Origin of the sequence: Acinetobacter sp. ANC 5054, assembly GCF_002135295.1 — a bacterium.
Classification (GTDB): Bacteria; Pseudomonadota; Gammaproteobacteria; order Pseudomonadales; family Moraxellaceae; genus Acinetobacter.
On record NZ_NEGG01000011.1, the window covers coordinates 118,155 to 131,631 of the forward strand.

General features: G+C 39.4%; 14 protein-coding genes. 10 read left to right on the top strand and 4 right to left on the bottom strand.

The genetic code is table 11. The features are described from left to right. The first annotated feature begins 11 nt into the window (after window positions 1-11). The 4 genes from B9T33_RS12085 to B9T33_RS12100 are packed head-to-tail and all read left to right on the top strand — an operon-like array spanning window position 12 to window position 3,448. Entirely contained in the window at window positions 12-1,367 is a 1,356-nt protein-coding gene (locus B9T33_RS12085; RefSeq protein ID WP_086179151.1) for a phosphatase PAP2/dual specificity phosphatase family protein, read from the top strand. Beyond that, a complete protein-coding gene (locus B9T33_RS12090) occupies window positions 1,364-1,792 on the top strand; it encodes a hypothetical protein (RefSeq protein ID WP_086179152.1) in 429 nt (142 codons plus the stop codon). Before B9T33_RS12085 ends, B9T33_RS12090 begins: the two co-directional genes overlap by 4 nt. A 19-nt stretch (window positions 1,793-1,811) precedes the next feature. Continuing rightward, window positions 1,812-2,504: a lysophospholipid acyltransferase family protein gene (locus B9T33_RS12095; RefSeq protein WP_086179153.1), complete on the top strand. Its 693-nt coding sequence runs from the start codon at window positions 1,812-1,814 to the stop codon at window positions 2,502-2,504. Further along, window positions 2,504-3,448 carry a phosphatidate cytidylyltransferase gene (locus tag B9T33_RS12100; RefSeq protein WP_086179154.1) on the top strand — a complete coding sequence of 315 codons (945 nt, stop codon included), beginning with the start codon at window positions 2,504-2,506 and terminating at the stop codon, window positions 3,446-3,448. Before B9T33_RS12095 ends, B9T33_RS12100 begins: the two co-directional genes overlap by 1 nt. Before the next feature lie 79 nt (window positions 3,449-3,527). On the opposite strand, the gene B9T33_RS12105 is transcribed toward B9T33_RS12100, so the two are convergent. After that, entirely contained in the window at window positions 3,528-4,733 is a 1,206-nt protein-coding gene (locus B9T33_RS12105; protein ID WP_086179155.1) for an alkane 1-monooxygenase, read from the bottom strand. Window positions 4,734-4,912: 179 nt separating this feature from the next. Here B9T33_RS12105 and B9T33_RS12110 point away from each other — a divergent pair, with 179 nt between their 5' ends. After that, complete coding sequence (locus tag B9T33_RS12110) at window positions 4,913-5,857, top strand: AraC family transcriptional regulator (RefSeq protein ID WP_086179156.1); 945 nt, start codon at window positions 4,913-4,915, stop codon at window positions 5,855-5,857. A 21-nt stretch (window positions 5,858-5,878) separates the two neighbouring features. On the opposite strand, the gene lpxB is transcribed toward B9T33_RS12110, so the two are convergent. Next, window positions 5,879-7,051: a lipid-A-disaccharide synthase gene (lpxB, locus tag B9T33_RS12115; protein ID WP_086179157.1), complete on the bottom strand. Its 1,173-nt coding sequence runs from the start codon at window positions 7,049-7,051 to the stop codon at window positions 5,879-5,881. A 238-nt stretch (window positions 7,052-7,289) separates the two neighbouring features. Then, window positions 7,290-8,258, bottom strand: a complete 969-nt coding sequence (locus tag B9T33_RS12120) for a GlxA family transcriptional regulator (protein WP_086179189.1) — start codon at window positions 8,256-8,258, stop codon at window positions 7,290-7,292. 130 nt (window positions 8,259-8,388) lie between these two features. On the opposite strand from B9T33_RS12120, the gene B9T33_RS12125 reads away from it, so the two are divergent. The 4 genes from B9T33_RS12125 to B9T33_RS12140 all read left to right on the top strand — a co-directional run bounded on the left by B9T33_RS12125 (window position 8,389) and on the right by B9T33_RS12140 (window position 12,206). Further along, on the top strand, window positions 8,389-9,270 hold the full coding sequence (locus tag B9T33_RS12125) for an MBL fold metallo-hydrolase (RefSeq protein ID WP_086179158.1): 882 nt from the start codon (window positions 8,389-8,391) through the stop codon (window positions 9,268-9,270). 238 nt (window positions 9,271-9,508) lie between these two features. Then, window positions 9,509-10,405 carry a sulfite exporter TauE/SafE family protein gene (locus B9T33_RS12130; protein ID WP_086179159.1) on the top strand — a complete coding sequence of 299 codons (897 nt, stop codon included), beginning with the start codon at window positions 9,509-9,511 and terminating at the stop codon, window positions 10,403-10,405. Between the two features lie 127 nt (window positions 10,406-10,532). Then, window positions 10,533-11,624 carry a 3-deoxy-7-phosphoheptulonate synthase gene (locus B9T33_RS12135; RefSeq protein WP_086179190.1) on the top strand — a complete coding sequence of 364 codons (1,092 nt, stop codon included), beginning with the start codon at window positions 10,533-10,535 and terminating at the stop codon, window positions 11,622-11,624. 57 nt (window positions 11,625-11,681) lie between these two features. Further along, complete coding sequence (locus tag B9T33_RS12140) at window positions 11,682-12,206, top strand: protein tyrosine phosphatase family protein (protein ID WP_086179160.1); 525 nt, start codon at window positions 11,682-11,684, stop codon at window positions 12,204-12,206. Here the strand turns inward: B9T33_RS12140 and ispF are convergent. Then, the gene (gene ispF / locus B9T33_RS12145) at window positions 12,194-12,682 is read right to left on the bottom strand and encodes a 2-C-methyl-D-erythritol 2,4-cyclodiphosphate synthase (RefSeq protein ID WP_086179161.1); all 489 of its coding nucleotides are present in this window, start codon (window positions 12,680-12,682) and stop codon (window positions 12,194-12,196) included. The genes B9T33_RS12140 and ispF overlap by 13 nt on opposite strands. 100 nt (window positions 12,683-12,782) lie before the next feature. On the opposite strand from ispF, the gene B9T33_RS12150 reads away from it, so the two are divergent. Then, window positions 12,783-13,433 (top strand): hypothetical protein, encoded by a 651-nt coding sequence (locus B9T33_RS12150; protein ID WP_086179162.1) that lies wholly within the window; start codon window positions 12,783-12,785, stop codon window positions 13,431-13,433. Window positions 13,434-13,477 lie beyond the last annotated feature (44 nt).

Here is a 13,477-nt window from a genome sequence, read left to right on the forward strand (position 1 = left end):
TGGGTGTATAAATGCAGACATTTGAAAAACAAGCAGGTACTTGGAAACTTGGACTACTGTGCCTTGCTGTCTTGGCACCTTTCTTTTTCTTAAGTTATGGCTTTGCCAATCATTATGCCGACAGTTTAACTTCGGTTAAATTTATCGTTTTTGATTGGGAAAAATACATTCCTCTTTGGCCTTGGACGATTGTACCTTATTGGTCAATTGATCTGTTTTATGGATTATCTCTACTGCTGTGTTGGAATAAGTTTGAATTAAAACAGCATTCGCTTAGGCTATTTTCAGCACAAATCATTTCCATCAGTTGTTTTTTACTCTTTCCTTTACGTTTTAGCTTTGAGCGACCTGAGCTAAGTGGATTTTTCGGGCTTTGGTTTGACGTTTTAATGGGTTTCGATAAACCGTTTAATCAAGCCCCGTCGCTGCATATCGTACTTCTGGTCATTCTGTGGGATTTCTACAGACGGCATGTACAAGGCACTCAAAAATATCTTGTCGATATTTGGGCTTTTCTGATTGGGCTCTCGGTACTCACCACATGGCAGCATCATTTCATTGATATCCCGACAGGGCTTTTGGTGGGTGCACTCTGTCTTTGGTTATTCCCCTTACACACTGCTGCGCCTTGGACTAAAAACTTACAAAGCTCATTGACTTTAAAGCATTTTAAACTCGGCATCTTATATTTCATTGCGGCTTTATTCTTTGTGGCGGTGTCTTATGCAAAAGGTGTGTGGCTTTGGCTGCTCTATCCTGCTGTTAGTATGTTGTTGGTAGCCTTAGCATATTTATTTAATCGACCACATCTTTTTCAAAAGCAGTCCAATGGTCAAATGACCATTGCAGCAAAAATACTCTTTGCTCCTTATCTATTATTCGCTTGGATCAATAGCCGAGTTTGGACCAAGAAGAATCCTGAAGATTCAAAGATCGTCAAATTAGGCAAAAGTTATGTGTATTTAGGGCGCATCCCCAATCAAGCAACAATTCAGCAATACGATGCACTTTTCGACTGTTGTGCCGAACTTCCCATAGATCATCAGTCTAAAATATATCAACAAAATTTGAGTCTTGATTTGATTCCGCTGCAAGCCAATCAGTTATATCAATCTGTGCAACGATTGGAAGATATATTGCAATCATATCAAGGCTCTGAAGCACAGAATGTACTGATCTTTTGTGCACTTGGGTATTCACGTAGTAGTGCTGTGGTCGCAGCATTGTTGTTAAAACATCATCCTGAATATTCAGTCGAAGACTGTTTGCGGATCATTCGTCATAGTCGTCCTTGGGTTGTACTTAAAGACGCTCAAATTCAACAATTGAACGTTTACCGTCTCAAGCTTAAAGGTCTCGCGCCATGATGATGCAATTAATGGTGGTCTCGAAACTATTAAAATCGAGTTCAGGACTGTTGGCTTCAGGCTATCTAGCCTTTACGCTTTGCTGTGTGCTGATCATTCTGTTAACAGTTCCATTTAAATTTGCACTTATGTTACTGCTTTTGAATCTGATTTTAATTGGACTGCATCATTTTCTCAGCATTCGTGTTCAGTTCGACGCTGCACTTTTAGATATGGTTTCAGAACAGTCAAATTTACATGATCTTGAACAAAGTACCCAATCTTTAGATCAAAGTTTAGTTGATATGAAATTGATGCCCGCTTCAAAAAGTGGGCGTGCTTGGGAGACTAGACTCGAAGGTTGTTTGAAGCTATTCAAACTTCAAATATTCGTGTTGTGCTTGCAATACCTTGCATTCATCTGCATATTTTTACTTTATAATTAATTCACAATAAATTATTCCTATGCCAATACATCCACATCTACATACCAGTCCGCGCCCTGACAAAAAGGGAAATATCTTGAGCCGTTCCATTGCACGGTTTATCGCCTTTTTAACCCGACGAGGCGCACGACTTTTGACAGGTGCGCGTAGTTTGTGGGTGGGCTGTAAACCCGTCATGAAACAACGGATCTATTATGCCAACCATAATAGCCATATCGATTTCATTTTACTTTGGTCATCACTGCCCACAGATTTACGGCGTCAAACCCGTCCAATTGCGGCATCAGATTACTGGTTAAAAGATGGTTTTCGTCGCTTTCTCATCCAAGATACTTTCACGGGTGTCACAATTCAGCGCAATCGTGAAAATAATCAAGATCCGCTTGATCCGGTCAAAGATGTATTGGCGCAAGGTTATTCTATTATTTTCTTCCCTGAGGGCACGCGCAATTTAAATGACGATGTTGAATTATTGCCATTTAAAAGTGGACTCTACCATTTAAAGAATCAATTTCCTGATGTTGAAGTCGTACCCGTATGGATTTCCAATTTAAAACGTGTGATGCCAAAAGGTGCACTGATTCCCTTACCACTGTTATCAACGGTCATTTTTGGCAAACCTTTAACCTTACATGAAGAACTAGATAAAGCCGAGTTTTTAACTTATGCGCAAGAAGAATTACTGAAACTAAAAGCATCGGAGTGTCAATAATGGATTTAAGTAATACTCAGATGACCTATCTTTTATTTGGTATTTTTTCGGCCATTTTGATCTTCGCTTCTACTGTTGGCGGTATTTTGAAATTGCGTGCAGGCTATGCACCTGCGCCAGTGATTGATAACTTAAATGCACGTATTAATGCATGGTGGATCATGCTATTGGTCCTTGGCGCTGCCATTCTAATTGGCAAAATTGCCTTTATCATTTTATTTGCGCTCATTTCACTTTTTGCATTACGTGAATTTATTAGTCTGCTCCCCACGCGTCGTGGCGACTATTTTCCATTGTTGATCGCATTTTATTTTGTCATTCCTTATCAATATTATTTGGTCTATATCGACTGGTATGGTTTGTACTCGATCTTTATTCCTTTATACGTTTTTTTACTGATCCCAATTGCCACCTTAAAACAAGAAGACACGACTCGCTTTTTGGAGCGCAGTGCTAAAATTCAATGGGGCTTGATGATCAGTGTCTTTTGTATTTCGCACGTTCCTGCACTGCTTAATCTTAAACTGCCAGGTTTTCAAGGCGAGAAAATTTGGCTAGCAATGTGGCTCATCATGGTGGTGCAAGCCTCAGATGTACTGCAATATGTATGCGGAAAACTGCTTGGAAAGCATAAAGTCGCGCCGATTCTTTCACCTTCGAAAACCATAGAAGGTTTAGTCGGTGGTATTGTTCTGGCAACTAGCCTTGGTGTGGCAATGTCATGGCTAACGCCCTTTAGTTATCTACAAGCTGCAGTGATTGGTTTTATTGTCTGTATCTTCGGCTTTTTTGGTGGCTTGGTTATGTCAGCGATTAAGCGCGATCGCGGTGTGAAAGATTGGGGGCAATTGATTCAAGGGCATGGCGGAATGCTCGATCGCATCGATTCCATTTGTTTTTCTGCTCCAATTTTCTTTCATATCTTGCGCTATTGGTGGTCTTAAAGTTTAGCCCAAAGACTGGCCTGATATCAAAAACCCAAGTCAACTGACTTGGGTTTTTGTTTATTTAGATCCTATTTTTTCAATCTGCACTTAAGCCAAATTTTTTGACGATGCTTGCTCGGCGTTTTGGCAAAATATTCGCCTTAGTCAGATCACCTTTATAGTGATCAAATACGCGTTTATCCATCATTTTGAACCATATTGATGGCACTAAGGCTGGAATGAGCATGGTGGCATAACCACTTGGTAATTCAGGGGCTTCATCAAAATGCCTCAAAGCCTGAAAAGGACGTGTCGGATAGGCATGATGATCTGAATGGCGTTGTAATTGATACAAAAATAGATTGGTCACAATATTGTTATTGTTCCAGCTATGTTCGGGCATGGTGCGTGCATAACTACCATCTGCCTTTTGTTCGCGTTTTAAGCCATAGTGTTCAATATAATTAATAATTTCAAACAGACTGATGCCATAAAGTGCCTGTGTTGCCAGATACGGCGTTACACTAGCACCAAACAATTTAATCATGGTTGCATGAAAACCAGCACTCATTGCCCAACCATGAAAAAGTTCATTGTCTTTGGAAAAGAACGATAAACCTTTACGTTTTAAACGCTGTTTTTCAATTTGAATCGCTGATTTAACCCCGCCAAATACAGTTCGTGGCCAAAATTCATAGAACGTTTCACCCATTTTTGAAGATGCTGGATCTTCAGGTGTAGCGGCACGTTTATGATGTCCATATGGATGCTCAATCCGAAAATGGCTATAACCCAATGGTGCTAAAGTTGCATGTGCCCAATAATGATCTTTTTTATGTGGTCGATGACATAACTCATGTGCCGTATTCACCCCTACACCATTGATTGCACCCATGGAAATGCCCAACAGTAGTTGATCGAGCAACGAAACGTCTTTACGTGTAACGACATAACCTGCAAATACATTTGCAGCCATTTGTAAGGGTATAAACAACTTCACAATTCGATCGTAATAAGGGTCATTGACCAGAACTTTAATATCATCGTCAGTTGGATTGTTGGCATCATCACCAATTAATGCATCTAAAGTCGGAATAATGACATGCAACAGTAAAGGGCCGCCCATGGCAAATATTTTCTTGGTGGACTTTGGACCAAAATGATAGCCCGCTAAAATGCCCATACCAATCACGGGTAGACCTGGACTCAGTAACCAGCCATAGCGCTTTTTATCTAATACGCTACCCATTTTCTGCTCTAAAAGTGCCAATTGCTGTTCATTTAATTTTACTGGTGCATTCATCTGCATGACTTCCCTATTTACTTCTTCTGTGTTTATATTCTTCAAAATAGGACTGATAGAACAGTTTTAAGCGTCCAAAAAAACTATGTGATCGTCTTTGGCATTTAAGGATAAATGCTGACCCATATGCACATATGTTCGGCAAAAATATTGAAATATTAATGAGTAGAAAATAAATAATGGATGCTTTAAGTAAGATTTTTGATGATATTCACTTACACCGATCAGAATATATTTATTTAAAATCACAACAGCCGTGGTCGTTTCATTTTCAAGATCAGGATGCCATGGTGGCTTATGTCGTCATTCAGGGTAAAGGCTATTTATGTCTGGAAAATGAGCAGGTCTTACTTGAAGCTGGAGATCTGTGCTTAGTACCTTCAGGGCAAAATCACTTCTGCTGTTCTGCACTTTCAGACAGCCTAATTGAATCGGTTAACATTACGCCTTTTTTTCAAGAAAAACGCCATAAAACTATGATTCTTAACGCTGCAAGTACAGCGGATTCTGACGAATTATTTATGCTCGCCATTCGTGGGCATGTCGACAGCATTATGGCTAAACCACTATTTAATGCACTGCCTAAGTTTTTACATACACCGCATATTATGAGCAGTACTGCGCCAGAGTGGTTGCAAATTGGTTTGCAGTTTTTAGCTGTAGAAGTCAATCAAATACGACCAGGCCGTGACAAAATCCTCGATCATTTGGTGAGTATTTTATTTATCGAATGTGTACGCGATTATATCGCTGCAATGCCAGACTCAAACAACTGGCTACATGCGCTCAGCCATCCCGAATTATCCAGTGCCCTTGCAGCCATACATGAACAACCTCACATTGCTTGGACTGTAGAAACCCTTGCTGAACAATGCTGTATGTCACGTTCAAAATTCGCCAGTCTTTTCACGCAAATGTTAGGTGAAAGTCCACTGGCTTATTTACAACAGCATCGACTCAGATTGGCCACCCAATTTCTCCAAGCTGGGCAACTCTCCATTCAACAAATTGCCCATCGTATTGGATATTCTTCAGAAACTGCGTTTAGCCAAACCTTTAAAAAGTTTTATGATTTAACCCCAACGCAGTACCGACAACAACATCAAATCAGCAAAGAAGACTAAATATCCTTTTGAATTAAAAAACTATTTTAAAATATTCAAAATTGCCGTAACTGGGTTTTCACTATTGCCTGATAAAAGCTGCTTATGCATGGTGATATGCTGCATCGCTTGAATTTGGGCTGTTTCCACATTCATCAATTTTTCAATTTCTGTCGCTAGTTTTTCGGCTGTTGCATCTTTTTGAATGAGTTCCTGAATTACTTTTTTGCCGGCAATAATATTCGGCAATGAATAATATTGAATCTTAATGAGGAACTTCACCACATGATAAGTCAGCCAATTGAGCTGATAAAACGTCACCATTGGGCGGTGTAGCAGCATTGCTTCTAAAGTCGCTGTTCCAGAGGCCAATGCCACGATATTCGACGCATTCATCACCTGACGGCCAATTTTAGATTCAGTATCAGTATTTTCTAACAGTTGAACTTTGGTTTTTAATTCAGCTGGATAATTTACCAATAAGGCTTCGATTTGCTGTTTACGCGCATCATTAATCGCTGGAATTAAAAAGACATATTCAGGATGTTTTTGGCTAATGATTTGTGCTGCATCTAAGAGCAATGGCCCTAAACGCTCAATTTCACCGCGACGGCTGCCCGGCAGTAGTGCAATATGTTTTTGAGATGGATCTAAGCCCAATTCTGCTTTAGCTTCCGCAATCGGATTTTGCAGCGGCAATTGGCTTGCCAATGGATGACCCACAAATGCCGCGGGAACATTCCACTTTTGGTAAAAGGTTTTTTCAAATGGGAAAAGGCAAAGAACCAAGTCTATGCTGGCTTTTATGCCATGCACTCGACCTTGACGCCACGCCCAGACCGAAGGACTCACATATTGCACGGTTTTAATCGGCAACTGCTTTTGCTTTAAACTTTTAGACAGTCGTAAGTTAAAATCTGGCGCATCTATACCAATAAAGACATCAACAGGATTTTCAGTCCATGTCGCGACTAAGCCATCACGTACAGCAAACAGTTTCTTAAGGTCTTTGAGGACTTCGACAATCCCCATCACAGATAAAATATCCATCTGGTAATAACTTTTGAAACCTTCTGCAATCATTTGTGGACCGCCAATGCCCTCAAACTCAGCATCAATTCCCTGCTCACGAAAACTACGGATCAGTTTGGCGCCTAAGGTATCACCAGATACTTCTCCAACAACGATACCAATTTTTAGCTTTCGGTTTTGCAAAAGTCAGTCCTTTTACTCAGTAATTCTTTAGCTGTAGATTCTATACGAGTCATCAGCAAAGTTGACATTATTTCCCATAAATAATGCATAAGCTCTGATCTATAAATATCTAATAAATTCCAAAGCCTAATTTATTATCTACATGTTATTTTTTGAAAAAAACAAATAGTTATAAATGAATTGCTAAGTTTTAGCTTTTTCTCGCTGATCTTTCCAATTGATGGATATTATTTAGCAGCTACTCATCATGCTCACTTAGCTGAGTGCTAAAGCTCTTACGCCAGTGAACCGGACTTGTTCCGTATTTTTTCTTAAAAAGTTTGCGAAATAATACTGCAGTATTAAAACCAGAAGCTTCCATAATTTTTTCAATTGAATAATCTGTTGCTTCAAGTAATTCTGACGCATATCTCAATCTTTCATTATTGAGCCAAGTCACGATAGGCACTCCTGTTGCCTGCTTAAAGTGTCTTGTCAGCGTCCGCCTACTCATATTTAGAGAAAGCGCAAGCTCATCAATAGTATGCTGTTTAGATAGGTTTTTACGCAGATAATCAACTAATTGATTAATCTCGGTATCATAAGTTAAGGTTGAAATCGGCTGCTCTATAAATTGCGCCTGACCACCCTCCCGATGCGTCGGGATCACCATTATTCTTGATATTTTATTCGCTGTTTTTGAACCATACATTTGCCCCACTATATACAAGCAGCAGTCGAGTGCAGCACCTGTTCCTGCCGAGGTTATGATGCCTGAATCTTCAATATATAAAGCATCTTTATCCAAATTCACACATGGAAATTTTTGCTTAAAATCAGAACTCCCCGCCCAATGTGTAGTGACATGTTTATGGTCGAGTAAACCTGCATAAGCAAGTGGAAATGCGCCATAACATAATCCTGCGATCTTGATGCCTTTTTGATGTATTTCTTTCAATGCATTGATTAAACATTCAACTGGCTTCTGATTGATATCATCCCATCCTGGAATAATCACGATATCAGCGTCATACATAAGTTCTAAGCCACCATCGACTTGAATCATTACTGACTTTTCCGTACTGACCGCTAATCCATCTGCCGAAAAAGTGATGACTTCAAATAATTTCTTTCCATCGATTTGTATATTAAAAATTGTTTGAGGGACTGAAAAATGAAACAGTGGAATATCTTGATAAATGAACAATGCAATTTTAGGTAATGACATAAAAATGACCGTTACAAATAAATGTATTATAACATTTGGCCCAATAGTTTCTAATCTTGTCTTTATGGACAATTTTCTTTAATTTTTCAATTTCGAATAATAAGCTCATCTTTTAAATGAACCTTATTTTATGAAAAACCTATTCGGATATACCATTTTAGTGACATCACTCATTTTGGGCGCTACAACGTCATGGGCAGAGAGTACCAATCAACGTGATACCTCTAAAATCACTCAAATCCAAGAAATTCGAAATGCCACAGTAAAAATTAGCTATGCCGATACAACATTTTTAATTGACCCGATGTTTGCAGCTAAAGGTTTTTATGAAGGTTTTCCAAATACACATCGTAGTTATTTACGCAATCCATTGGTTGACCTACCGCTTAAACCAGAAACCATTCTGGCGGGTGTAGATGCTGTCATTATCACACATACACATTTAGACCATTGGGACGATGCAGCACAAGCCGCGATTCCAAAAAATCTGTCTATCTTTGTTCAAAACAGCCAAGATCAAAAAACCATTCAGTCTCAGGGTTTTAAAGATGTACGCGTTTTAAGTCAGACCTCTTTTGATGGCGTTAAGTTAACCAAAACTGGTGGCCAACATGGCACTGATGCAATGTATCGTGTCTCTGAACTCAAAAAAGGCTTAGGTGAGGCAATGGGTATTGTTTTTGAAGCAACTGGTCATGAAACCGTTTATTTGGCTGGGGACACGATTTGGCGTCCTGAAGTCGATCAGGCCATTCAAACATTTAAACCTGATGTCATTATCCTAAATACGGGCAATGCTTTAGTGGATGGATTTAAAGAGTCGATTATTATGGGCAAAGAAGATACTTTGCGCGCCACAAAACAAGCACCCAATGCTAAAATTATTGCCGTACATATGGATGCAATTAATCACATGTCTTTAACGCGTGCGCAACTTGCAGACTATGTAAAAGCCCAAAATATTCAGGATAACGTGTTGATTCCTTTAGATGGTGAAACGCTGTCTTTTTAAGATTTTCTAAAGTGGACATTTTGTCCACTTTTTTTTAACGCTATTTATCTAAAAAATTGCTGCATAACGCTTATTTTTAAAACTTTGATCAGTTTCTAAGATTTCTTAAAATTCACGACCTTACTATCCGCCAATAGCTCTTTATCTATTTTTTTCACAAGTAAATCACTAATCGAGACAACGACTTATATCAATTAGTCATAAGATAAGCACGTTTTTTGATATTTGGCATATAACAATGGTTGGTCCTTTAGAGTTCATACTTGCAGGCGTTGTGGTCGGCTTCTGTGTAGGTATTACAGGTGTTGGCGGTGGCTCGCTGATGACACCTATTCTGATCAGCCTATATAAAATTGAACCGCATATCGCAATTGGGACAGATTTACTTTATGCCTCGATTTCAAAGTTTTGCGGTTCTTTAGTTCATGCCCGTAAAATGAACATTGTTTGGCCAATCGTGATTTGGCTAGCGGTGGGAAGTATTCCTGCTTCCTTTGCGACCCACTGGGTACTTGAAAACTATCTCAGCCAGTCGACACATTACAAAACTGTGTTGACTATGGTGCTTGGCTTTATGCTGACCCTGACAGGTATTTCAATTATTTTCCGTGGTCATATCGAAAAGTTCTTTAACAAATTCCGTAAAAATGATCAATTTGATGATATGACATCAGATTTAGAACGAGTCAATTTACAAGCTAAAAATAAACGTGCCTTAATTATTGTGATGGGGATCGTACTTGGTGTATTCGTTACATTATCTTCCGTCGGTGCTGGCGCGTTCGGCATTATGGCCTTGGTGCTCATGTTTCCGAATTTACCCATGATTCGTATTATCGGTTCAGATGTTGTACATGCTGTTCTACTGACTTTAGTCGCAGGCTTGGGTCATATGAGCTCAGGCAATGTCGACTTTCATTTATTGGGTTGGTTATTGGTTGGTTCTATTCCAGCCATTGTGGTCGGAACTTTAATCAGCTCACGTTTACCTGAAAAAGTCATTCGTAAAGTCCTAGGCATTACGCTGTTTATGTTAGGCATGAATTTCATCATTAATCCTGTAAAATCAAAACCTGTTGAAAAACCAGCCACTGCAATGTTGATTGCTCCGGCGGTCAATAATCATCAGGTTTAAATTAACTGCAAGATTCATCACTTTTTTTTCAGAGACTTATTGATCTTTTTTATAACAATTGAATGCTATATTCATGTTATATTCGGCTCATGAAACAACCTTTTGTATAATCAAACCAGTGACGGCAATGAATACTTTACAGTCAAATTCTATTACCCAAAACGACATTGATGACGTGAATGTAAAAAGCATTCAGCCTCTTGTTACTCCTGCAGAACTAAAAAAAGAGTTACCTCTGACTGAAACTGCTTATCAAACAGTCCTTAAAGGCCGTGAAACTGTTCGTAATATTTTAGATGGCAATGACAAACGTTTATTCGTTGTCATTGGTCCATGCTCTATTCACGATACAGTCGCTGCCCATGATTATGCAGACCGTCTAAAAGTTCTTAGCGACAAAATCCAAGATACCATTTATGTCGTCATGCGCGTGTACTTCGAAAAGCCACGTACGACTGTAGGTTGGAAAGGTCTAATCAATGACCCTGACATGAACGATTCTTTCAACATTGAAAAAGGTCTACGTATTGGTCGTAAGCTTTTACTCGAATTGAACGAAAAAGGTTTGCCATGTGCCACTGAGGCACTCGATCCAAACTCACCTCAATACTACCAAGACCTTATTTCTTGGTCTGCAATTGGTGCACGTACTACTGAAAGCCAAACTCACCGTGAAATGTCTTCAGGCTTATCTTCACCTGTTGGCTTTAAAAATGGTACAGATGGTGGCTTAACGGTTGCAACCAATGCGATGCAGTCTGTTAAACACGGTCATAGCTTCTTGGGTCTAAGCGATCAAGGTCAAGTTTCTGTGATTCGTACCAGTGGTAACCCATACGCGCATGTCGTGCTTCGTGGTGGTAACGGCAAGCCTAACTATGATGCAGGCTCAGTTGCAGATGCAGAAGCTGCTTTAGCGAAAGCCAAAGTTAGTGGCAAAATTATGATTGACACCAGTCATGCCAATTCAAATAAAGACCCGTACTTACAATCACTTGTTCTTAAAAATATTACTGAACAAATCCTTGACGGCAACAAGTCAATCGTGGGTATTATGGTAGAAAGTCATTTAAAAGGTGGTCGTCAGGATATTCCTGCCAATCTTTGTGACCTTGAATACGGTAAATCTGTTACTGACGGATGTATTGACTGGGATACGACTGAAAAAGTCTTGTTAGAGATGCATGAAGCACTTAAAGATGTCTTGCCGACACGCTAAGTGATTTAAAAACGCCATCTTCAAGATGGCGTTTTCTTTTGAAGGAAATTTTGTCCAATGAATGAAATCGAAAATGCGCTAAGCCACATTGAAAACTTCCAATATATACACGAGCACTTATTTACTTCTGGACAACCTACATCCTCCCAGCTACAAAGTATTAAAGAGTATGGCGTAACCACAGTCATCAATTTGGCACTGACTGATGCATCAAATCATTTAGAACATGAAGACCGTATTTGCTTAGACTTTGGACTAAACTATATTCATGTGCCTATTTCATGGGATACACCTTCAGACGATCAATGTCTTTTGGTCTTAGATATGCTCGATCATTTGGTTCAAGGTCAAACCGTATGGTTACACTGTGCCAAAAACTTTCGTGTCAGTAGCTTAATGTATTTATATCGTCAATATTATATGGATATCGATATGCCAACTGCACAAGAAATGATGCATCAAATTTGGGAACCGAATGAAACATGGACGGGTTTGATCCATGCCGTTGCTTTACAACTCCAAGGTCGTAAAGCAACCAAAGACTTACAACATGCCCTTATCCATCCGGATCATTTCGCGTGAGAAATGAGTACTGTCGCTGTCGATAAAATTCCTTCTTGGCGACCGGTAAATCCTAGTTTTTCGGTCGTTGTTGCTTTCACACTAATTTGTGTCACTTCTACTTGCATGACATCCGCAATGCTTTGACGCATTTCTAAATTGTGTTTCGCCAATTTTGGACGTTCGCACGCCACTGTAATATCAGCATTATTCAACACATAACCCCGGTCTAAAATCAGTTGATATACATGTTTAAGTAATACACGACTATCTGCACCTTTAAATTTTGGGTCGGTATCAGGGAAATGTTGACCAATATCCCCCAAGGCTAAAGCACCCAATAAAGCATCACATAATGCATGCAACACCACATCACCATCTGAATGTGCTTTTAAACCATGTGTATGTGGAATCTGAACGCCCGCAAGAGTAACAAAGTCACCTTCCTCAAATGCATGTACATCCATTCCCTGACCAATACGAATTTGAGCTACCATGGTATAGATCCTTTAGAAAATAATGATTGAAATCTTGTATTCACGCTTTCTATTTCGCTATAGTGTGGGCAAGCGCAACATAGTGAAAGTATAAGCGATCATGCTGTTGAAAACTGATATAAATATCATCAAAAAATTTGGATTGTTTGTTTTCTTGGGTCTCGGTATATCCGCATTGACGCATGCCAATAACATCGACTGTCGTCACGCCACTGGCCAAGCCCAAAAGAACTTTTGTGCTGATGGTTTTTCCGAGCAGCGAGAAAAACTCGACACGCTTTTTCTGACGGCTCAATTGATTACCGATGCCCCCTTGCGTTTATTAGAAGATACTCAACAAATTTGGTACAACCGTGTGCAGCAGTGTAAGACGTTGAATTGCTTTAAGCAGCAATTTGAAATTCGTCATGAAGATTTGAACATTTACACCTCAATGAACCAGAGTTTGACGCAACATTATCTAAAATTTGAAAATGGTCACTTTGCAACATCACCAGTACATTTAAAAGTCCATCAACTCAGTAAAGACAGTATTAAAATTGAAGGCATTGCCTATCGTAATCCGAACAATCGGGTCGAAACGCAAATCATACCTTTCCTTGCCTACACAACACCTGAACAAAAAAGCCAAATTACGGACAATGAAAATGACTGCAAATATCAGTTTATTTACAGTAAAGCCTTACTTTCAGTAAAGACGGATCAAAAAGGTTGTGAGCGTTTTGCGGGTATTTATCGTTTATATGATTAAATTTCAAACAGACCTTCTATCATAAAAAAGCCTCCAAAATAGGA

Bases quoted from the DNA above. Each gene is read 5' to 3' on its own strand.
- B9T33_RS12150 (WP_086179162.1), top strand. From the start codon at position 12,783: ATGCTGTTGAAAACTGATATAAATATCATCAAAAAATTTGGATTGTTT.
- B9T33_RS12085 (WP_086179151.1), top strand. From the start codon at position 12: ATGCAGACATTTGAAAAACAAGCAGGTACTTGGAAACTTGGACTACTG.
- B9T33_RS12100 (WP_086179154.1), top strand. From the start codon at position 2,504: ATGGATTTAAGTAATACTCAGATGACCTATCTTTTATTTGGTATTTTT.
- B9T33_RS12130 (WP_086179159.1), top strand. From the start codon at position 9,509: ATGGTTGGTCCTTTAGAGTTCATACTTGCAGGCGTTGTGGTCGGCTTC.
- B9T33_RS12095 (WP_086179153.1), top strand. From the start codon at position 1,812: ATGCCAATACATCCACATCTACATACCAGTCCGCGCCCTGACAAAAAG.
- B9T33_RS12140 (WP_086179160.1), top strand. From the start codon at position 11,682: ATGAATGAAATCGAAAATGCGCTAAGCCACATTGAAAACTTCCAATAT.
- B9T33_RS12110 (WP_086179156.1), top strand. From the start codon at position 4,913: ATGGATGCTTTAAGTAAGATTTTTGATGATATTCACTTACACCGATCA.
- B9T33_RS12125 (WP_086179158.1), top strand. From the start codon at position 8,389: ATGAAAAACCTATTCGGATATACCATTTTAGTGACATCACTCATTTTG.
- B9T33_RS12120 (WP_086179189.1), bottom strand. From the start codon at position 8,258: ATGTCATTACCTAAAATTGCATTGTTCATTTATCAAGATATTCCACTG.
- B9T33_RS12105 (WP_086179155.1), bottom strand. From the start codon at position 4,733: ATGAATGCACCAGTAAAATTAAATGAACAGCAATTGGCACTTTTAGAG.
- ispF (WP_086179161.1), bottom strand. From the start codon at position 12,682: ATGGTAGCTCAAATTCGTATTGGTCAGGGAATGGATGTACATGCATTT.
- B9T33_RS12135 (WP_086179190.1), top strand. From the start codon at position 10,533: ATGAATACTTTACAGTCAAATTCTATTACCCAAAACGACATTGATGAC.
- B9T33_RS12090 (WP_086179152.1), top strand. From the start codon at position 1,364: ATGATGATGCAATTAATGGTGGTCTCGAAACTATTAAAATCGAGTTCA.